Raw genomic sequence first — 19415 nt, forward strand, 5'->3', positions numbered from 1 at the left:
GATGACCCGCGTGGTCGCCTTCATTGCGATCGCCGCAGTGCCGCCACTGCTGTTCGACGACTACTGGGTCTTCATGGCGGCGCAGGTCCTGGCGTTCGCGATCGCCACGATGGGTCTAGACGTCCTGTACGGGCGTACCGGACAGATGTCGCTGGCGCACGCCTCTTTCATGGGCGTGGGCGCCTATACCACCTACCTGGTCGGGTCGTTCGGCCATGGCCCGATAGTCCAGCTCTCCGCCGTGGCCGCGGTGTCGCTGATTACCGCGCTGGTAGTCGCTGTGCCCACGCTGCGACTGTCCGGCCTGCGGCTGGCGCTTGTGACGCTCGCGTTCGGCGAACTACTCGCCTGGTGGATCCGCAACACCGCCGACCTCACCGGTGGCACCCAGGGCGTGTCAGTCGACCCGCTGGTCATCGGGCGGCTGGACTCCAGCCAGCCGTTGCACGCCTACCTGATCGCTCTGGTTCCGGCAGTGGTCGCGACCGCTCTAGCCGCGCACCTCGGCCGCACGCAGCTGGGTCGCCGGATGCTCGCCGTCCGCGACACCGAGCTGGCCGCGGAGTCGGTCGGCGTGGCAGTGGCCCGCACCAAGATCACCGCATTCCTGATCAGCGCGGTGTACGCCGGCGTCGCAGGCTGGCTGTACGCCGCGATCACCGGGTTTATTTCGCCGCCCGACTTCGACCTGTTCGCATCGGTGTACCTCTTCGTCGCCGTGGTGATCGGGGGAGCAGGGACGGTCATCGGAGCATGGCTCGGCGCGGCATACATCGTGTTGGTGCCCGAGCTGTTCACGCTTGCCGGCCAGCCCAACCTCTACCCGATCGTCGGTGGCGCCCTGCTGGCGATCGTGGCACTTGCTGTGCCCGACGGGATCGTCGGGTTGGGGCGCGGCGCCTGGCGGCGTTTCAAAGGCGTCCGCGACCCACAGGAGGGAGTCAGATGAGCGCGTCCGCCAACACCCTCACCCCACCGGCCGTCCGAACCGAAGGCCTGACGGTCCGCTACGGCGCCTTCCACGCGCTACGCGACATCACGGTGACCCTGCCGGCCGGCGCGATCAGCGGCCTGATCGGCCCGAACGGGGCGGGCAAGACCACCCTGCTCAACGCCATCAGCGGGTACACCCCCATCGCCGAAGGACGCGTGCACGTCGGCGACCGCGACATCACTGCGTTCGGGGTTCGCCGCCGGGCGCTCGCCGGTGTCGTCCGCGGGTTCCAGACCGTGCGACTGCTGGAACGCGAGTCCGTGTGGGACAACGTGCTGATCGGCACCGAGCGGCTCGCACAACCCAGTGCGCTTACCCAGTTTTTCGCGCTGCCCGCGCAGTGGCGCGCCCACCGCCGGGCCGTCACCGCGGCGGCCGAGGTGCTGGACCTGCTGGGTCTCCGTCGGCACGCACACCGCCGGGTAGACGAGCTGCCGTTCGCCAGCCGCCGCTTGGTCGAGGTCGCCAGAGTCCTCGTTTCCTCGCCGTCGGTGATCCTGCTGGACGAGCCGGCCGCCGGCCTCGACCAGGAAGGACGACAAGAGCTGGCCGCAGTGCTCACCCGGGTCCATGACAACCACCCGTCGACCATGGTGGTCGTCGAGCACGACGTGGACCTGGTCAGGAACCTCTGCTCCTATGTCATCGCCCTCGCCTCGGGCGCCTTCCTATGCGGCGGCGCTGCGGAAGAAGTGTTCAGTGACCGACGGGTGCAACTCGCGTACTTCGGGAGGGCTGCCGGTGTTGACGCTTGATTCCATGAAGGCCTGGTACGGGCGTACCCAGGCGCTGTTCGGGGTCGACCTAACCGTCGCACCGGGCGAGACCGTGGCGCTGGTGGGAACCAACGGTGCGGGCAAGACCACCACGCTGCGGGCGATCCTAGGAGCGGTCCGTACTGAGGGAGCAGTACAGGTCGACGGTGTCGACATATCCGACACGCCTACGCACCGGCGAGTTGCCGATCACCGGATCGCGATCGTGCACGAGGGACGTGGCCTGCTGTCCCAGCTGACCGTGCTGGAGAACCTAACCGTCGGCGCGAGCCGCGTACAGCGGTCCCGGATCGACGATGTGCTGGATCTTTTTCCGATGTTACGTGACCGTCTATACCAGAGGGTGTCCCTGCTCTCAGGTGGTCAGCAGCAGATGGTCGCCCTCGGCCGGGCACTGCTGCGTGATCCGAAGTACCTGCTGCTCGATGAGCCCGGCCTCGGCCTGGCGCCGGTCGTGATCGAAGAGATTTACGGCTATATCGCCGAGCTGTGTTCGCGCGGCATGGGAGTGCTCCTTGTGGAGCAGAGCGTCACCCGCGCTGCGGGCGTTGCCGACGAACTCGTGCTGCTGCGCGTCGGTGCCGTCGACCGGATCGTCGACACCGACAGCAAAGCGCATGTCGACCAGCTCGTCGCCGACGCGTTTGGCGTTCATCACTGAAAGACGGAGGTTTTCCTTGAGCACCATCGCACTGACCAATGCCACGGTGTTCGACGCCACCGGCGCCGAACCGGTCGAGGGCGCAACCGTCGTGGTCGACGGCGAAGTCATCGTGGAGGTAGGCGTCGGCGGGAAGGTACCGCGAAAAGCTGACCAGGTGATCGACTGCGGAGGCCGGACGCTAATGCCTGGCTTGATGGACGCGCACGTGCACATCGGCGCTATCGACGTGAACATCCTCGAGCAGCACCGCAACTACCAGACCAGCCATGCGGCACTGAAGATGGGCCGCGTCCTGACCCGCACCCTTCTGCAGGGGTACACCACCGTGCGTGACGCGGGTGGTTGCGACGCGGGCTTCCGTCAGGCCGTTAACCAAGGCGACATCCTCGGTCCCCGCCTGCTGGTGTCGAACGCGGCGCTGTCGATGACCGGCGGCCACGCCGACTGGCGGCGCCCTACTGAACGCGGCAAAGCCGTCGAATGCTGCTCGCAGGTGGGCATGAGCGCCGTCGTAGCGGACGGGCCCGAGGAGATCCGCAAGGCTGTTCGAGAGAACATCCGCACTGGCGCCGACCAGATCAAGGTCATGGCCAGCGGTGGCGCGATGTCGCCAGCTGACGAACTCGACACGATCCAGTACAGCCCGGAGGAACTACGAATGGCGGTGGAGACCGCCACTGCGGCCGGCAAGTACGTCCTCGCGCACGCCTATTCCTCCGCGGCGATCCGCAACTGTGTGAAGGCCGGCGTCCGATCGATTGAGCACGGCAACCTCATGGATGAGAAGACCGCCGAGCTGCTGGCCGCAGAGGGAACCTACCTCGTGCCCACGTTATCCACCTACGAGCTGCTGCATCGCCAAGGCGCCGAGCACGGCGTCGCACCCGAGCCGCTGGAAAAGATCCGGATGGCACACGAGCAAGGTCTCCGTTCCCTGGAGTACGCCTACCGCAGCGGAGTTCGCATCGCCAGCGGATCGGACCTGCTCGGCCCGATGTTCGAGCACAAGCACCGGGAGTTGTCGCTGAAGGCGGAGATTATGCCGGCGGCGGAAGTCCTGATTGCGACGACCCGCGTCAATGCGGAGCTCTTCGGCCTGGCTGACCGACTCGGCACCATCGAGACCGGCAAGCTCGCCGACCTGATCATCGTCGACGGCCACCCCTGGGAGAACATCGCCGTGTTCGCCGCGCCCACCGCCGTACCCGTGGTCATCAAGGCCGGCGACCTTGTCAAGTACGAGCTCACGTGACAACAGATCATCAGTCCACCACAACAGAGGAGGAACACATGGCCCCCGTGACCCTGGCCGCGGCGAACGTGCAAATCGAGCACGATAAGGCGCGCAACCTGGCGAAGTTCCTGGAGATGATCGACGAGGCGGCCGCGAAGGGCGTCGACGTGCTGGTGCTGCCAGAAATCGGGTTGCAGGGCTACGCAGACTTCGCGTTCGGCCTCGGCGATAAGGGCGTCGCCGCGCAAAAGCAATACTACTTCCGCGAGTCGGAACCAGTGCCCGGACCCGCCACCGAAGCCCTTCGAGTCAAGGCCGCCGAGCACGGCATGTTCATCCAGCTCGGTCTCGCTGAGCGTGCCGCACACGGCAACGTGATCCTCAACTCCACCGCGCTCATCGGCCCCGACGGCGTCGTCGGCGTCTACCGCAAGACCCACAACACGTTCGAGTTTCCCTACTTCAACGCCGGCCAATCCACCCCGGTGTTCGACCTGCCGTTCGGCCGCGCCGCTAGCCTGATCTGCTACGACTTGGCCTTCCCGGAACTGCTGCGGGTCTTCGCGCTCCAGGGCGCGACACTGGCGCTCATGTCCACTGCTTGGCCGATGAAGGGACACGATCCGGCCGACGATTATCACGGATTTGCGATGGACCTCTGCGCGCAGGCGAACGCGTTCTTCAACCAGATGTGGCTTGTCGTGTCCAACCACTGCGAGAAGGGCGCGTATAGCGCAGGCCTCGACTACTGGGGCCACAGCCAGATCGTTGACCCGTTCGGCAAGGTCGTGGCGATGCTGACCGACGAAGAGGGCGTCGTCACGCACACCGCCGACCTCGACGCCGCGACGCTCAGCAGCCGCACCGAGGGCTTCTTCGGCCTGAATCTTCTTCAGGACCGGCGCCCAGACCTCTACGGCCCGATCGTCTCGACCGACCTCTACGCCCCCACAGACCGCCCGGCGGCTGTCCCGCCCGGCTCAGTCAACTGACACTCCTCACGGAAGGGCACGCCTGTTGCTCCGCCAGGCCATCCTGAAGACCGCGGCCAACCGTCGGGCACGACGCGCGATCGAAGCCACACCGATGGCCAGGTCGCTGGTCGAGCGCTTTGTCGCCGGAGAGGACATCCCGGCGGCGGTGCGCATATCCAGAAGAATCCGAGCTGCTGGCTGCATGGCCACCCTCGACTACCTGGGCGAGGACACCACCGACCGGACCCACGCCGTCCGCGTTGCCGGCCAGTATGTGCGACTCCTCGATTCCCTCGCCGCAGCCGGGCTCACCGACCAGACGGAGGTTTCTATCAAACTTTCCGCACTGGGACAGGCGTTGCCCGTCGACGGCGAGGCCGTAGCCCTAGACAACGCGGCACGGATCTGCGACGCCGCGCAAATGGCCGGGACAACGGTCACCGTCGACATGGAAGACCACACCACCACCGACTCCACGCTCGGGATCATCGCGCAGCTTAGGCGCGACTTCCCGCAGACCGGAGCCGTTGTCCAAGCGTACCTACGCCGCACCGAGGGGGACTGCCGTGACCTCGCAACCCCGGGTTCACGGGTTCGGCTGTGCAAAGGTGCCTACCGGGAGCCGGCAAGCGTCGCCTACCAATCCCGAGCCGAGGTGACCCAGGCGTACCTGCGCTGCGCGGAAATCCTCATGGCCGGACCCGGGCACCCGATGCTTGCGACGCACGACCCCGACCTCATCACCGCCGGTATCCAACTCGGTGCAAGCAGGGCCAGCGGGACTAGGGGATACGAGATCCAGATGCTCTTCGGCGTCAGACCGAGGGAGCAGCAGCGGCTCGCCGACCAGGGCCACCAGGTTCGTGTGTACGTGCCCTACGGCGAAGAGTGGTACGGATATCTGATGCGGCGTCTCGCCGAGCGTCCGGCGAACCTACTGTTCTTCCTCCGCGCCCTCACCAGCCGCAACTGACCACCAGGAGAGCGCCCCATGGACGCCATCGCCAGCACCCCGGCACCGGTAAACGAACATAATCTGTCCTACGCTCCGCACAGTCCCGAGTGGGCCCGCCTCGCCGAGAGGCTGACCCAATTTGCCGGCGACCGCTGGGAACTCGACATGACCATCGGCGGACGTCGCCGGATGGGCTCCGGTGATCGGTTCGACGTAGTGCAGCCGCACCATCGACGCCATATTCTTGGCACTCTCGGCAACGCCAGTCACGATGACGCGAGGGCGGCCGTAGCCGCCGCGAAGGCAGCGGCTCCACAGTGGCGCCGCCTATCGTTCGAGGACCGCGCCGCGGTATTCCTCAAGGCCGCGGATATGCTCGCCGGGCCGTGGCGGGAAACCCTGAATGCCGCCACGATGCTGGGACAGTCGAAGACGGCGTTTCAAGCGGAGATCGACTCAGCATGTGAACTGATCGACTTCTGGCGCTTCAACGTGCACTTCGCCCGACAGGTCCTCGCTGAGCAGCCCGCCTCAGCGCCCGGCGTATGGAACCGCGCCGGATACCGCTCCCTCGAGGGCTTTGTCTATGCCATCACTCCGTTCAACTTCACCGCGATCGCCGCCAACCTGCCGACTGCGCCCGCGTTAATGGGCAACGCTGTGGTGTGGAAGCCGTCTCCCACGCAGCAGCTCAGCGCATGGTGGACGATGCGCCTGCTGGAGGCGGCAGGTCTGCCGCCCGGCGTCATCAACATGGTGACCGGGAACGGTCTTGCCGTCACCGATGTGGCGCTCACCGACCCGGATCTCGCCGGCATCCACTTCACCGGCTCCACCGGTACTTTTCAGCGGCTGTGGCGGCGAGTGGGGGAGCGGATCGACACCTATCGCAGCTATCCGCGCCTTGTCGGTGAGACCGGCGGCAAAGACTTCGTCGTGGCCCACCCCTCTGCGGACCCGGACGTGCTCCGGACCGCGCTAATCCGCGGAGCTTTCGAGTACCAGGGGCAGAAGTGCTCGGCCGCCTCGCGGGCGTACGTCCCGCGCTCGCTGTGGACGCGGATGCGAACCGACTTTGCCTCCGAGGTGGACTCGCTCACAATGGGCGACGTCACCGACCTATCCAACTTCATGGGCGCAGTCATCGATGGGCCCGCCTTCGCCCGGCAGCAGAAGGCGATCGAGCGGGCACGAGTCACCGAATCGACTGAGATCATCGCGGGTGGCTCCTGCGATGACAGCCATGGCTGGTTCGTCCGGCCCACCGTCATCGAATGCGCCGACCCGACCGACGACATCTTCACCACAGAGTATTTCGGACCGATCCTGGCGGTACACGTGTACGAGGACGACACGTATGACGGCCTACTCGACCACATCAATTCTGCAAGTCGGTATGCGCTTACCGGCGCGATCATCGCGCAGGATCGAACTGCCATCGCGCGGACCACACAGGCACTCGAGTTCGCTGCTGGGAATTTCTACATCAACGACAAGCCCACCGGAGCCGTGGTCGGCCAGCAGCCGTTCGGAGGCGGGCGAGCTAGCGGAACAAACGATAAGGCGGGGTCCCCTCAGAATCTTCTGCGCTGGACCAGCGTGCGCTCGATCAAGGAGACGTTTGTGCCTGCAAAAGACTATCGATACCCGCACATGGGCTGACAAGCGCGCCAGCCACATCGGCTCGAGCGATTGACGCTCCGACTTGACGAGACCCCCTTGCGACGCCCGGCACGGATACCGTGCCCGATCTGGGCGATACCCCAGACTGGCGGCCGACCACGCTCGGGCGCGGCGGCAATCGGCCGCGCGCCGTTCGTACCGGCGCATGAGGACGACGGCGGACGGCATGGGCCCGGCCACCGACAATGTTCTCGGCCCGGGCTAACACTACCGCCACTCGCCGTCACCAGCCCTGGAAGGGAAACGCCCCCGCCTGTTGGCGAGGGCGTTTCCGTTCGCCCGCGACCGCCAGCGGAACCCGGGTGTCGCGCGCGGTCGCGGATAGGGCGCAGTTCACACCCGCTTTCGAAGTTGACGCGGGTCACGCGGTCCGATGAGTAATTACAGCAAGCGCGCGCCGCGCAAGCTAGTGACCTGGCCCGGCCGCGCTCTCTGGACGTCCTCCAGGGTGCGGATGGCTATCGGCGAGGTTGGGTTGGCGGGGTGGTGATAAGGGCGGGATTGGCGTCCTGCTGTGCGTTTTGTCCGGAGAACCGTTTGACGAAGAGGGCTTGGACGCGGGTGTAGGAATCGGCGTCGTAGGTCATGCCGTCTGAGGTCACGCCGATGGATGCCTCGGCCTGCTTCAGAGCCGCGGCGGTAGCATCGCCGTAGGCGCCGTCGATCGTGCCCGGCGGGAAGCCGATGTTGTGGAGGGCGTACTGAAGAGCGCGGACGTTCTCGCCTCGGTCGCCGTGTTTGCAGAACATCTGAATGCTCCCTTCGATGAGCCTGATCTCGGTGAGGTAGCGGCGGAATAGTCGAGTCTGGTCGCGGCCGGCCTTGATCGCGTCGCGAAAGAAGCTGAAGTGGGTGTGGAACACGTGGCTGTTGTCGCCGCTGCTGCGCTTGCCTAGCCGGTCCCAGCGGCGGACTGTGCGTCCGTCGGGGGAGTAGATGACCTCCCGGATATCGCGGGTGTCGGCCGTGTTCGCGGCGCATTGCGTGACAATCCAGGTAGAGAAGGTGCGCAGGTTGTGGGTCGCGCCGCCAGAGCGGACCTTGAACTGTCCAACGTCGAGCGCAGACGCGTAGCGGGTCAGCCCTGTGCGGTCCCGAGACGACTCCACGACGGAGTAGTCGTTAGTGATGACCCGATCTGAGCCGCAGTGGTAGCCGCCTCGGTGGGCGGGGTCGCCTACGATGCCGACCTCTGCCGATTCCAGGTCGTCGGCGCGAGCCCGGGTCTTGTCGACGTCGAGGTGGGCCAGCAACAGCTTGCGGACCGCAAGGAGGTTGGGAGGTGCAGTTGTCACAGCGTCTCCTTATTGCTCGTCTGCTAGGTCTGCTGCACGAACCGGCTGGTCAAGTCCCACGCTTCAAGGGCATCAGCAGCGGATCAGTGGCCGTTCGGCACGGCGGTGGCGGCCCATCGGTCGATCTTCACGGCGGCCTGCTCAGGGTCTCCGGCAGGTCACCCGCGCACCAGTTGCCCTCACCGGTTACCGGTCTGGCTCATCCGATGCAGAGCTGGAGACGGACCCGGGCGCCGTCTCGTCACACCTCGGTACGTCGGCGACCAAGTCTGTCCAGCCGGCTTCGCGCTGCGCGCCTGATCGCGGGCGGCCCTTCGGGGAGCCGCCCGCAGCGCGCTTCGTCGACGGTACTGGACCTTCGCATAACCGGATAATTCGATGGCGGCATAGGCGAGTGTGATCTTAGATTCGCGCCGACTTGGCAAGACTGATGGTCGTCCAGCCCGATCGGTTCGGCGGGAGGTCAGTGAGCGCCCGAAGCTTCCCTGCGCCTGGAGGCATAGCTGCCCGGTTACTTCCCGCTATCCAAAGAGCGGCGATACCGCGCCAAACGACGCAGCGGTGACCATCGGTGCTGCGGTGTGACTGCGTGTACGGTTCCCTTCCTCTGCCTGCCGGCATCGCCCATCATCCCGGCGCGCCCCACGGTCCATCGGGGCCATGCCGAGCAGGACAGCGGATGCTGGCGGATCCGCCAGCATCGTATTAGCCCCAAGGATCTTGGCAGCGCCTCGCCGCATTGAATCGCTAACCTCCGTCGGATTGATCGAAAAGGTGCCCGCCCCCGGCAGTCGCCGAGAACACTTCCGCTTTCGCGAAGGCGCCTGGCGTCCCTGATGTCGGAGCAGAACGACCTGGTCAAGGTGATGCGAAAGGCGGCTGAGCCGGGGGCGCGGCGATCTGGGGAGGATAGTCCGGCTGGCCGCCACCTCGGCGAAATGCGAAACTTCTACGACTGCCCGCGGCGGGAGCTGCCGGCTCTGGTCGATCGGTGGAAGGCACAGAGGTGATCAAGTGCTGCAGTCAGCGCGTGCGATTTAACGGTGTCGGCTGGCGCCGCCTCAACTGGCGGACCGGGCTCCCGTGGCAAGCGGACCGCCGGGTTCGGGTTCCTGCTTCGCTAGCCGGCCATTAGGTGCTACGCCTGCCTGGCGAGGGCGGACGCGCTCGATCTGGAGTTGACCTGGCCTGGAATCTCGCTGGGCCACCCGGTGCTGGCCAGTGAAGGCTTTTGCCTCAACGGTGGTTCAGGCGGCCAGTATGGGGCCGGTGACAGGTCGGCCCCCGAGACAATTGCGGGTGTGTCTTCGGAGGCCGACCTGGCGGCCACCGTGGCCGACGTGATCCGATCATTTGCCGCCGCCATCCCGATGTGATGACGGCGAGATTGGCGATCGGGTTCAGCACCAAGCTGTCCGTCCACCGGCGTATCGAGCGCCAGCTAACAGGCTGCGTCCACCAGGTTGGTGATTGCCCCTGTTTGTCGTCACGCTGGGGAGGCTGACAACCTGCACATCCGAGCGCCGGAAGAACGTTCATCGATGACGGACGGTGGTGACGGTGACTCGTTCACTGGTCGCCTCGATGGTGCCGGTCCACTCGCCGTCGTCCTTGTCGAAGGTGATCGTGGTGATGCCGCCGACGGTCCGGTCTGCCGTGACCTCGAAGAACCCCGTGGGCAAGTAGGCCCGGTAGAAAGCGAGCACCCGCTCAGGCGCCGGCGCGACCAGGGTGAAACGTGCACCGGCTTTGCTGTCGGACAGGTCGCGTAGCCGGCTGCCTGGTGGGAAGCGGAAGTTAAACGGCAGATTCGTCACGCCCAGGTCCCGGCCCGTCAGCGCCGTGCCCTCCTCTGGTGGTGGCGCGGCCGAGGTCTCGGCTGGCTGGTCGTGGGCGAACGTGATGGTGGTGTCTCGGGAGGTGGCGATGACCGTCACGACCCATCCACGCCCGACGAGGTGCAGCGTCTCGCCCGTGTCGGTGCGCACGGGGTAACCCGACGTCGGGCCCGCCTTCCGGTAGTGAGAGAGCGCCTGCTCCGGCGGCGGCGCGGTTAGGATGACCGTCGCGGCACCCGGGGCGCCGAAAGCGGTATCGACCTTGCTGCCGGGGGGAAAGCCCAGCCCCGGTGCAACGCCGAGCACGGTCCGGCCATCTACCTCCACCCGTTCGCCGTGGCTCGGATCCGCCGCAGACCCGGCTGGCGGGTTCGCGGGGCTAGTAGCGACCGTCACGCCGGGGCTCGACGGTTCGCGCACCGGCACGGTCGAGTTTCCGCAGCCCGCCACCGGGATCAGCAGCGCGATTCCGGCCAGCGCGGGCACCAGCCGCTGCTGCGGCGTCCGTCTGGTCTGAACCTGTTCCATCGGTGTCCCTTCCGGTATTACGAGAGTCGGTGAAGCCGCCCCAATCATGCCGCTCACGCGTAGGTCAACGCATGACCGACGAACTGTTGTCAGCACTCCTGCCGACATGTTCCGAACCGGGTTCGGCATGCTGGTGCCATGACCGTCACGGCCACCGCCGCCGCATCCGCCGTCCGATCCATGTCCGGAGCGCCGCCGCCAGCGGCCGAGCAGCCGCCGCTTGCCGTCGGCCTGGTCGGGCTGCTCGTCGCGGTGCGGCTCTGCCAGGTCGCCGCTTGGCCTGTCGCGGTCCTGACCGGCGGTACGGCAGGGTTGCACTCAATGCTCGGCGCGTCAACCGTGTATGCGGTACAGACGCTGGCTGTAGTCGGGGTGCTTGCCGCGGTGTGGCGTCAGCGGGCGGTGCCCCCTACGGTCGCGGTACTGGACGCGGCGGTGGCGGTGATGGCACTCCTGGCCGGTGGCCTGCTTACCCGTCCCGGGGCGGGTACCGGGTTCAGCCATCCGGCGCTGCCGGCCGCGATCGGCGCCGGATTGACCGTCGCCTTTGCGCTTTCGGCCCGACGCGCCGCCGCCTGGTGCACCGCGCTGGCGATTGCGTACCTGCTTGGGGTGCACGGCACTGTCTCGCTCGGCCTGGTGGCGCTGTCCGGCGCCGCAGCGAACCTGCTGATCCTCGTCGGCATGCCGGTGGCTGCGGGCCTAGTGGTCCGGGCGTTGCGCCACGCGGAGCAGCGAGCGCGGTCCGCGGCCGTACGGGCGGATGCCGCCGAGATACGGGCGGCGGACGCGGAGGCGGCGCTTGCCGAGGCCCGGCGGCGGCTTGCGGCGCACACCGCACACGTCGCCGAGTTAGCCCAACAGCACCGCACGTTGCACGACACGGTCCTACCCATAATAGATGGTCTAGTCCGGGGAGCGGTTGACGCCGGAGACCCGGCGGTGCGGCAGCGGCTCGCTGCCGACGCGGAGCACCTGCGCGGTCTCATCACGTCCGCCGGGTCGACCATCGGGCTGCGGTTGGTCGGGGAGCTCGCTGGGCTCGCCCGAGAACTGGCACCGACCGGGCTGACGGTGCATCGTCACATCACGGATGTTCCCGAGGACGTTCCGCCGGACGTGGTGCGCGCGATCGCTGGCGCAGTCCGGGAGGCGCTCAACAACGTGATCCGGCACAGCGGAACTTCCACCGCCTGGGTGACGGTGGTGGGGCTCACGGCCGATGACGATGAGCGCGACCCGGCATCGTTGCGGGTCACGGTTGCCGACCGGGGAAGGGGCTTCGACCCGGACCGGGTCCGCCCGAGGCTGGGACTGTCCCGATCAGTGCGTGAGCGGATCGGTGAGGTCGGCGGCGAGGTGCGGGTCGACAGCGGCGCCGGACTGGGCACCACCGTGGAAATGACCTGGCCGGCCGGCGCGTCGACGCCGACCGGCAGCTAAGGAGGCTGGATTGATCACCGTGGCCGCGATCGACGACGACCGCATGTTGCTTGACGGACTGCGCACCTGGCTCGCGCCAATGGAGGACATCCTCCTGGTGTCCACCGCTGCCACAGTCGAGGAGTACCTCGACGCCCTCGACGAAGGCACCCCGCCGGACGTCGTGCTGCTCGACCTCAACCTGCGCGATCACACAGTCCCGGCCGACAACGTGGCCCGCGTTCGGGCGGGCGGCGCGCGGGTGCTGGTGGTCTCGACCGTCCCCGATGCTGACAACGTGCTTGCCACAATCGGCGCCGGCGCCGCCGGCTACCTGACCAAGAACCACGCCCTCGACGTGCTGGTCGACGCGGTCCGCGAGGTGGCGGCCGGTGGATCGGCGATCAGCCCGGAACTCGCGTTCGTGCTCAGCCGGGACGCCCGGACCGACCGGCCGAAGTTGTCGCCGCAGGAGCGGGCCGTGCTTACCGCGTATGCGTCGGGGGCCACGCTGGCCGCCGCGGCGCGGCGGGCGGGCGTCGCGTACGGGACCGCACGAGAGTACCTGGAGCGGGTCAAGCGCAAGTACACCGAGGTAGGCCGCCCAACCCGGACAAAGCTCGATCTGGCCGACCGAGTCAGGGAGGACCGGTGGGACCTCCGGGGCCAGATTCGATGAAAGCCTCGGAGCGGGGCCAGGGCAGCGTCGCATACGGCGGAACTCGCAGAACGCTATGGTCCGTTCCGAGGTGGATCACGGTTCTCGCGAGGAGTGGGAGGAACACCCGGGGATCATCACGTTCGCCTCGCGCAACTGGTCGATGGGAGGGAGGAAGTTAAGGAACTCCTAGCTGAGGCAGAGCGGAGGGCCGTCGCCAGATGGTGAGGCTCACTGTGACGACGGCAAGCAGCGCGCCCCCGAAAGTCAGGGTCGGGATGAGCCAGGCTGGCGCGTTGGCCCAGTACGGCCCGTGCAGAAGGGCGGTGTGCACGGTAGGTATCGGCCCGGTGGTCTCGGTGTGTGGGCGAAGCAGACGGAGGAGGTTGAGGTATAGGGCGGCGGCCGGGGTCGTGAAGACGAGCAGGGTCGTGCCGGTCAGCGCCGCCACAGTGAGACGGTGCGCGGGGCAGGTGAATCGCATCCGGCCCTTCTCGGCGTCCCAGCCGGCATCCGTGGCGGTTGTCACGTAGATTCTCGGCTCGGTCCAGGGCGAAGTCTGCCGTCTGATCTGAGGGAGGGGGACCCGCCAGAGGCCTGCTGCGACAGATCCGCGAGTGCCGCGTCGTGCGGTAGGCCGGCCGCAGTACGCGAAGCCGTCCACGTGCCAGCTGCGGCACCGAAGCCATCGAGGACCACCGCCACCCCGAGCGCGGTCACCACCGTAATCAGCCGACGGCAGGGTAAGGCAAACAGCCATCGTGCCTGGTGGCGCACCGTACGCACCTGGTGACCGATCCTGGACCAAGCGACGCTCATCCGGTCGCGCTCCTCGGTGTTCGTACGATCCGCGAGCAGCCAGTTCGGCGGGTAGGCGTCGCGAATCCGTCTATGGGCGTCGATCGTAGGTGAGGGCAGCCTTGCACGGCTTGGACCGCTTCGGTGTGTCAGGGGTCAGTGGCTCACGATGAACAGGTAGCCCGGAAGGCAGCAGACAATCGGCAGCAGCACCACACCGGCCAACGAAAGGATCTGCCAGGTCGACAGAGTCCGCCGCATCACCACCCCGCGACCCGGCACGACCGTGATGTGTCCGGCCATCCATCGCCGCTCGACTGTCGCAGACCTGCCGCGGCACACCTTGACAGTGAACCCCTCTGCATGAGCCTGCCTGATGAACTGCTCCAGCGTGATCGGAAAGAAGATGCCCTTGTGAACGTGGCGGCCACCAGCAATCCCGTCGGGGGCCGGAAAAGAGCCGTCGTAGTCGTCTGCGTTCACCCGGCCCTTACTGCCGACTCTGATGCGGAGCGGGCCGGGGCGCCGGAAGCGGAAAAGGAAGTTCATTCTCGGACGGTAGGACGCGCCACTGTAACCTCCCATCTGGCCACGCCATAGGATCTGGCTATGACCCGGACGGACCGTATCTCAATAGCTTCGACCGTTCCTCCGGAGCAAGCGCCATGCTAGCCGCGCCGATGCGGCTTGACGGTTGACTCCTGCGACCTCAGGCTATGGCCGGATGGCATGTCGGAAGGATTGGCGAAACAGGGCTGGGACCTGGGAAAGTAGGATGCCTCGCTCTGGTGAGGGGCTCCGGGCGTGGTCTGTGGTGGTGGAGAAACGCGCCCGGGTTTGGCGGGGTGGTCGGTCGCATGTGCTGATCGCCCCGCTGCTCTTCCTGGTGGCCTGCTCCCTTTGCGGGGCGCTCGTGTGAGGGCGGCGGTGCCTCCGCCGGAGACTCCTTGCGCAGCGGACACCGTCCGCTCGCATGTTTGGTCGATCATGATGGATGACGCTCACATCTGTACTCCGGCGCGGGTCTCCGTCACCTCCTGTCGTGCTGATCGCACCCAGCGGGTGCTCCCTGAGTCAGCGGGGACGGCCGGACAGCTGGGAAGTCGGTGCTCCCCCTCACGCTGCTACTTTCGGAGCATGCGGTATGCCATGCCCTCTTACTTCGCGTGCGCCAGCACATGTGTCGCGATCACTGCTGTCTAGAGGGCTAGCTCATAAGGGCGGCTGAGGGTGTGACGAGCCGAGGCCTACCTGCATAGCGGCGTCCGCAGTGAACAGATCGCCGCCCACCCGAGCGTCGAACTGTCGGATCGTGCATGCGGCAGTGGCGTGTCTGGCCGACAAACAGCCGTTGTGCAGGCAAGGAAGGGTTTGGACAGGCCGTGGACGCCAGGCGCGCCTCGATCAGTTGAAGCCAACTCCAGGTGGCGGCTACGCGGCAGGCGTAGGGGCGCGCCCGCGGACGGACCGTAGCCGGTTAGCCCGGCGCCGAGACGTCGCCGACTGCGTCAGATCGCACGGTGTCTCCAGCTGCTGATGGTCACACCCCCTTCCTACGATTGATCTCTGTAGCCGCTTCCCAGCAGCGCCAGGCTGACGAACCGGCGAAGGCTAGAATGGCCGGAGGCATCATTGGCCGTGCAGTTCGCCGGAACGTAGGGGCTGCCCGTCTCCGCTGCGCTGGCGCGACACGATTTGCGAACCGGCATCATGCGTCGCTCAGCCCATCGTCGTCAGGAGGGTCGTCATGTCGCCCGCCTTGCCTCCGCCGCGAGGCCCATTCACCAAAGACAGGATCAACGTAGGCGCGTGGCCAATCACTGTGGACGAGGCACTCGGTGCAGCACTCGACGCGGGCTTCCACCTCACCGCGAGGAGCGCAACCGACCGCCTACACGTGCAGCGAGATTGGCTGACCGCAGCGATGATCACTCCGACAGCCGGTGGAGTGGTTGTCGAGCTGGCATGGACGGTTGAGCAGGCATGGTTCGTACTCGGATAGGGGCGCGTCATCCTGCACTCTGTATGCCATAGGCCTTCGAGGACCACATTGGCGTTGGTCAGCACCCCGATTCCGTGGCTGGCCTTGGCCCCCGCGACCATGGACGCGGTATGCATCCAAGACATCTGCTCCAGGTCGTGTGTGGACCAGTGGGATCGGCACTCTGCTTCGAGGGCTGACTTGCGGGTCCCGGGCTGCATGGTCTTTCTCCGGCAAGCAAGGAAAGCGCGCGGGATAGTCTACCCGTGCCGGCTGTGTGGGGTGGTGCTTCGGACAGGGCGAGACGTTCAAGCGTATAGAGCCTGTTTGTGAACCTTGTGTGGGTGTCGTGTTATGGGAGTCGGGCTCGGTGGCGGGTCATCTGGATGATGGCGGCCCAGTGGACCATGGGTTCGTGGTGGTCGAGTCGGCGTTCGTAGTCGCGGGCGCAGCGGCGGCGTCGGCTGATCCAGGCGAAGGTGCGTTCGACGACTCAGCGGCGGGGTAGGACGTGGAATCCTTTGCTTCGGCCGGTGCCGCTTGTGGGGCGCAGCACGATCTGCGGGGTGATGTCACAGACGTGTTGTGCGGCGGCGATGAGCTTGTCTAGTAGTAGCCCTGGTCGGCCCAGACGTAGCGGATGCCACGGTCGGGGGCGTGTGTAGTAGAGCGGGAGCGATACGTTGGTCAGCGGTGCCGGCGGTGGTGGCCACGACGTCGATGAGTAGGCCAATGGTGTCGACGAGTATGTGGCGTTTACGACCGTTGACGCGCTTGTGGCTGTCGTAGCCGCTGGTGGCGCGCGGTACGACGCCTTCGGCTGACTCGTGGACTGACTGGGCGTCGGATACAACCGGCGCTGGGCTGAGCGCGACGGCCCAGCGCGGCGCGTAGCGAAGCGCGTAGTCGGTGGGTGAGCCCGACGGTGGTGAGGTTGTCCGACCAGCGGATGAAGTAGCCGTAGACGGTGCGCCAGGGCGGGAAGTCCGCTGGCATGGCGCGCCACTTGATGCCGTTGTCGACCAAGTAGAACAACGCGTTGATGATCTGGCGACGGCTGTGCTGCTCCGGCCGTCGGCCCGTGGAGCGTTGCCACGACGGCGCCGGCAACAACGGCTCAAGGACCGCCCACTGCGCATCGGTGAGATCTGACGGGTAGCGCCGCGGCCGGGTCAGGCAACCGCAGACAAGACGCGCCCGAGGTCCGCGTGGACGCGACAGTCGGAGAAGGGTTCAATGAGCCGTTTTCATCCTGAGTAGCGGCTGGTCTCGACGCGGTGCAGGACGAGGATGGCCTGCACGATCGCCGTAGCGCGGCGGGGACAGCAACGCAGCTTGGTCAGGATCTTCCAGGTCTTCAGCGCGGCGATGGCTCGTTCGCCGCGGGCGCGGAGCCGGGCATGACCACGGTTGACGGCCCGCTGGCGGCGGGACAGCTTCGGTCGGTATCGGTGGCGCTTGAACGGCGTGCGCACGCTTCCGCCGGCGCCCTGATAGCCCTTGTCTGCGAAGGTCAGCACGTTTGCGCTGGTCAGCGCGTCGATAAGTCCGTGGGTGCGGGCGGCGGTGAGGTCGTGGACCGCGCCGGGCAGCGCCGGCGACGCCCAGACCAACCGCCCGGCCGGGTCAGCCAGGACCTGCACGTTCACCCCGTGGCGCTTGTGGAGTAGTAGGGCCGCTGGTCAGCGACCCGGTCGATGGAAATCAGCGTGCCGTCGAGGATCGCGTACGCCAACCGGGCAGCCCGACGCATGGCGGCGGTGACGTCGTCGGCGCAGGCGGCGAGCAGGTCGACGGCCTCGCGTAGGTACCGCCACACGGTGGCCACCGACACCTCGAAGCCGGCCGCGAGGCGGGTGAGGGTATCACCGTTGCGCAGATGGGCCAAGGCCATCAGCGCCTGCTGCTGCGCAGTCAGCCTCCGCCAGCGGCCGCCGAGCGCACATCGGCGGTCGCGGATCAGCTCGGTCAGGCGGGTCAGGCTGCGCGTGGACAGCGGGATACTGGCAGGATAGGTCAGCAACGAAGCTCCCGTGCTGGGCAGTGCGTCTTGGTCGACTGCTGTCCTACCGGGAGCTTCGTCCTATCCGGACAATCGACACGCCGCCCCCGTCTACCTGCTCAACCGCCCTTGATCACGATGAAAAGAGCTCAATGACATCACGGGCTCTTGAGGGCAGTTGGTGTAGGAACCGTTTGCCTATCAAGAGCCCGTACCCCATCGACAGCCGCCACGCGGTCAGCCAGCACGCCGACCCATAGCACCCGTCGCCCCGAGGTTCACAAACAGGCTCTATAGCGGTGAAGAGCAGCCGCGGGCCTGCCGGGCGACATCACGATGCGTCGAGCTGCTCTGGACGACAAGCGCCGGATCGGCTGTCGGGGTGCTGTCGTCTCGTCATCAATGAGCGGTGCCGTCATGAAAGGCAGTGCCAGGGACTCAAACCCCACGGCAGCCTCGATGATCTGCGGCTGGCCGACGGAGCATGCGCCGCCGGCCAGCCGCCGAGTGGCACGTAGCCCCCCACGCCACTCGGCCAGGTAAGTATCCCCGCCGAAAGATAGGAAAACATCGCTATCATGGATAGCCCTAAGCTATAACCGGCAGGTGCGGTTCCGCTACCGCGCTTAAGGAACCCGACCTGCAATGATTGTGGTGGCTAATACCCCGCTGAGCGGGGGACTGGAGCATTCGAAGAGGCCTCTCTGGATTATTCATCGAGGAGCGGGAGTGGAGGGATTGCCACCTGATGGGAAAAGAGCCGCGTGCAGTGCGCGTCCCTGATCTGGGCGACCTCAAGCGTGCTCGTGCAGGGTTCGCCACTGGTTGCAGCCAACTCCGTTGATTATGACTACTGCGGCCTACTGTTCCTTCCTCAACCTGGAGGGCTGGCAGCCGACCGGATGCTTCAAAATCCGGGGAGCACTTGCGGCGTTGTCAGATCTCAGCTAGGAACAGCGACGGCTGGGTATTGTTGCTGCCTCCGCAGGGAATCATGCCCTTGGAATCGCACACACGGCGCACTCCTTGGCATACCGGCCACGGCAGTTGTGGCTCACGCCGCCTCAGATGCGAAGGTGCAGATGTTGGGTTGCTTCGACATTTGACTACTGCAGCATGGGGAAGGATTTGAGGCTGCAGAGCGGGGCTGTTACTGCGCGGGTCTCGGTGCCGGACGTCCAGCCAGACTGCGGGTGTCGCGGATCGTGGTGTACGGGTTGCGTAAGCGGTGGCAGCAGGTGATGAAAATGTCTTGGTCTTAAAAGACAAGGCGTGCCCGTCGTCGGATGGACGAGGCGCGACTGCGGCGGTTGGGCGGTGCGGGTGCCCGCACATCGGCCCGTCGAACGCACGATCGCGGCATGGCGGCCAGATGCCTGGCCGGGAAGACGGTAGCGGGGCTGCGAACACGTGCATCGCTTTGAGACGAGGCCGTTGGGACGCTGCGCCAAGAAAGGCCAGCAGCTAGTCCGACATGGCCCGGTATCGGGCAAGGAGTCCAGACGAGTCTCGATCGCTAACCTGCCTAGCATCCCCGGCTGACGTAGCGCACGATCACCCACCGAGCTCGAAGACCGAAGGAAGCACCGTCGGCGAACGGGGCGACATCGGCC

At 66.5% G+C, this 19415-nt stretch carries 13 protein-coding genes and 2 pseudogenes; 9 read left to right on the forward strand and 6 right to left on the reverse strand.

Features of this window, described 5'->3' with window-relative positions; translation table 11 throughout:
* Nucleotide 1 precedes the first annotated feature (1 nt).
* Genes ACN27C_RS19905 through pruA form a run of 7 tightly spaced genes read left to right on the forward strand, consistent with a single transcriptional unit; the run spans nucleotide 2 to nucleotide 7259 of the window.
* The gene (locus ACN27C_RS19905; protein WP_358177778.1) at nucleotides 2-949 is read left to right on the forward strand and encodes a branched-chain amino acid ABC transporter permease; all 948 of its coding nucleotides are present in this window, start codon (nucleotides 2-4) and stop codon (nucleotides 947-949) included.
* Entirely contained in the window at nucleotides 946-1749 is an 804-nt protein-coding gene (locus ACN27C_RS19910; protein ID WP_162959062.1) for an ABC transporter ATP-binding protein, read from the forward strand. Before ACN27C_RS19905 ends, ACN27C_RS19910 begins: the two co-directional genes overlap by 4 nt.
* Nucleotides 1750-1753: 4 nt before the next feature.
* Nucleotides 1754-2431, forward strand: a complete 678-nt coding sequence (locus tag ACN27C_RS19915; RefSeq protein WP_244933291.1) for an ABC transporter ATP-binding protein — start codon at nucleotides 1754-1756, stop codon at nucleotides 2429-2431.
* Nucleotides 2432-2447: 16 nt separating this feature from the next.
* Nucleotides 2448-3686, forward strand: coding sequence for a metal-dependent hydrolase family protein (locus ACN27C_RS19920; RefSeq protein ID WP_162959063.1), 1239 nt, complete (start codon nucleotides 2448-2450; stop codon nucleotides 3684-3686).
* Nucleotides 3687-3724: 38 nt separating this feature from the next.
* Nucleotides 3725-4660: a carbon-nitrogen hydrolase family protein gene (locus ACN27C_RS19925; RefSeq protein ID WP_120569270.1), complete on the forward strand. Its 936-nt coding sequence runs from the start codon at nucleotides 3725-3727 to the stop codon at nucleotides 4658-4660.
* 25 nt (nucleotides 4661-4685) lie between these two features.
* The gene (locus ACN27C_RS19930) at nucleotides 4686-5615 is read left to right on the forward strand and encodes a proline dehydrogenase family protein (RefSeq protein ID WP_120569271.1); all 930 of its coding nucleotides are present in this window, start codon (nucleotides 4686-4688) and stop codon (nucleotides 5613-5615) included.
* Nucleotides 5616-5633: 18 nt separating this feature from the next.
* Nucleotides 5634-7259: an L-glutamate gamma-semialdehyde dehydrogenase gene (gene pruA / locus ACN27C_RS19935; protein ID WP_422747353.1), complete on the forward strand. Its 1626-nt coding sequence runs from the start codon at nucleotides 5634-5636 to the stop codon at nucleotides 7257-7259.
* Nucleotides 7260-7738: 479 nt separating this feature from the next.
* On the opposite strand, the gene ACN27C_RS19940 is transcribed toward pruA, so the two are convergent.
* A complete protein-coding gene (locus tag ACN27C_RS19940; RefSeq protein WP_120569273.1) occupies nucleotides 7739-8575 on the reverse strand; it encodes a peptidoglycan-binding domain-containing protein in 837 nt (278 codons plus the stop codon).
* Nucleotides 8576-10110: 1535 nt separating this feature from the next.
* On the reverse strand, nucleotides 10111-10941 hold the full coding sequence (locus ACN27C_RS19945; protein WP_422747356.1) for a hypothetical protein: 831 nt from the start codon (nucleotides 10939-10941) through the stop codon (nucleotides 10111-10113).
* A 138-nt stretch (nucleotides 10942-11079) separates the two neighbouring features.
* Between ACN27C_RS19945 and ACN27C_RS19950 the strand changes: the two genes are divergently transcribed.
* Nucleotides 11080-12384, forward strand: coding sequence for a sensor histidine kinase (locus ACN27C_RS19950; protein ID WP_422747358.1), 1305 nt, complete (start codon nucleotides 11080-11082; stop codon nucleotides 12382-12384).
* A gap of 19 nt (nucleotides 12385-12403) precedes the next feature.
* On the forward strand, nucleotides 12404-13042 hold the full coding sequence (locus tag ACN27C_RS19955; RefSeq protein ID WP_244933451.1) for a response regulator: 639 nt from the start codon (nucleotides 12404-12406) through the stop codon (nucleotides 13040-13042).
* A gap of 933 nt (nucleotides 13043-13975) precedes the next feature.
* Here the strand turns inward: ACN27C_RS19955 and ACN27C_RS19960 are convergent.
* From ACN27C_RS19960 to ACN27C_RS19975, 4 genes and pseudogenes are all read right to left on the reverse strand, one after another.
* A complete protein-coding gene (locus ACN27C_RS19960; protein WP_120569280.1) occupies nucleotides 13976-14368 on the reverse strand; it encodes a hypothetical protein in 393 nt (130 codons plus the stop codon).
* 2004 nt (nucleotides 14369-16372) lie between these two features.
* Nucleotides 16373-16588 (reverse strand): annotated as a pseudogene (locus ACN27C_RS19965) (transposase); the annotation flags it as partial.
* Nucleotides 16557-17021: a transposase gene (locus tag ACN27C_RS19970; RefSeq protein ID WP_422751657.1), complete on the reverse strand. Its 465-nt coding sequence runs from the start codon at nucleotides 17019-17021 to the stop codon at nucleotides 16557-16559. The pseudogene ACN27C_RS19965 and the gene ACN27C_RS19970, both read right to left, overlap by 32 nt.
* Before the next feature lie 26 nt (nucleotides 17022-17047).
* A pseudogene (locus ACN27C_RS19975) lies at nucleotides 17048-17823 on the reverse strand (transposase family protein).
* Nucleotides 17824-19415 lie beyond the last annotated feature (1592 nt).

It is taken from the genome of Micromonospora sp. WMMD1219 (assembly GCF_049315215.1).
In the GTDB taxonomy this organism is placed as follows: Bacteria; Actinomycetota; Actinomycetes; order Mycobacteriales; family Micromonosporaceae; genus Micromonospora; species Micromonospora tulbaghiae.

Bases quoted from the DNA above. Each gene is read 5' to 3' on its own strand.
- ACN27C_RS19905 (WP_358177778.1), top strand. From the start codon at position 2: ATGACCCGCGTGGTCGCCTTCATTGCGATCGCCGCAGTGCCGCCACTG.
- ACN27C_RS19910 (WP_162959062.1), top strand. From the start codon at position 946: ATGAGCGCGTCCGCCAACACCCTCACCCCACCGGCCGTCCGAACCGAA.
- ACN27C_RS19915 (WP_244933291.1), top strand. From the start codon at position 1,754: ATGAAGGCCTGGTACGGGCGTACCCAGGCGCTGTTCGGGGTCGACCTA.
- ACN27C_RS19925 (WP_120569270.1), top strand. From the start codon at position 3,725: ATGGCCCCCGTGACCCTGGCCGCGGCGAACGTGCAAATCGAGCACGAT.
- pruA (WP_422747353.1), top strand. From the start codon at position 5,634: ATGGACGCCATCGCCAGCACCCCGGCACCGGTAAACGAACATAATCTG.
- ACN27C_RS19945 (WP_422747356.1), bottom strand. From the start codon at position 10,941: ATGGAACAGGTTCAGACCAGACGGACGCCGCAGCAGCGGCTGGTGCCC.
- ACN27C_RS19950 (WP_422747358.1), top strand. From the start codon at position 11,080: ATGACCGTCACGGCCACCGCCGCCGCATCCGCCGTCCGATCCATGTCC.
- ACN27C_RS19960 (WP_120569280.1), bottom strand. From the start codon at position 14,368: ATGAACTTCCTTTTCCGCTTCCGGCGCCCCGGCCCGCTCCGCATCAGA.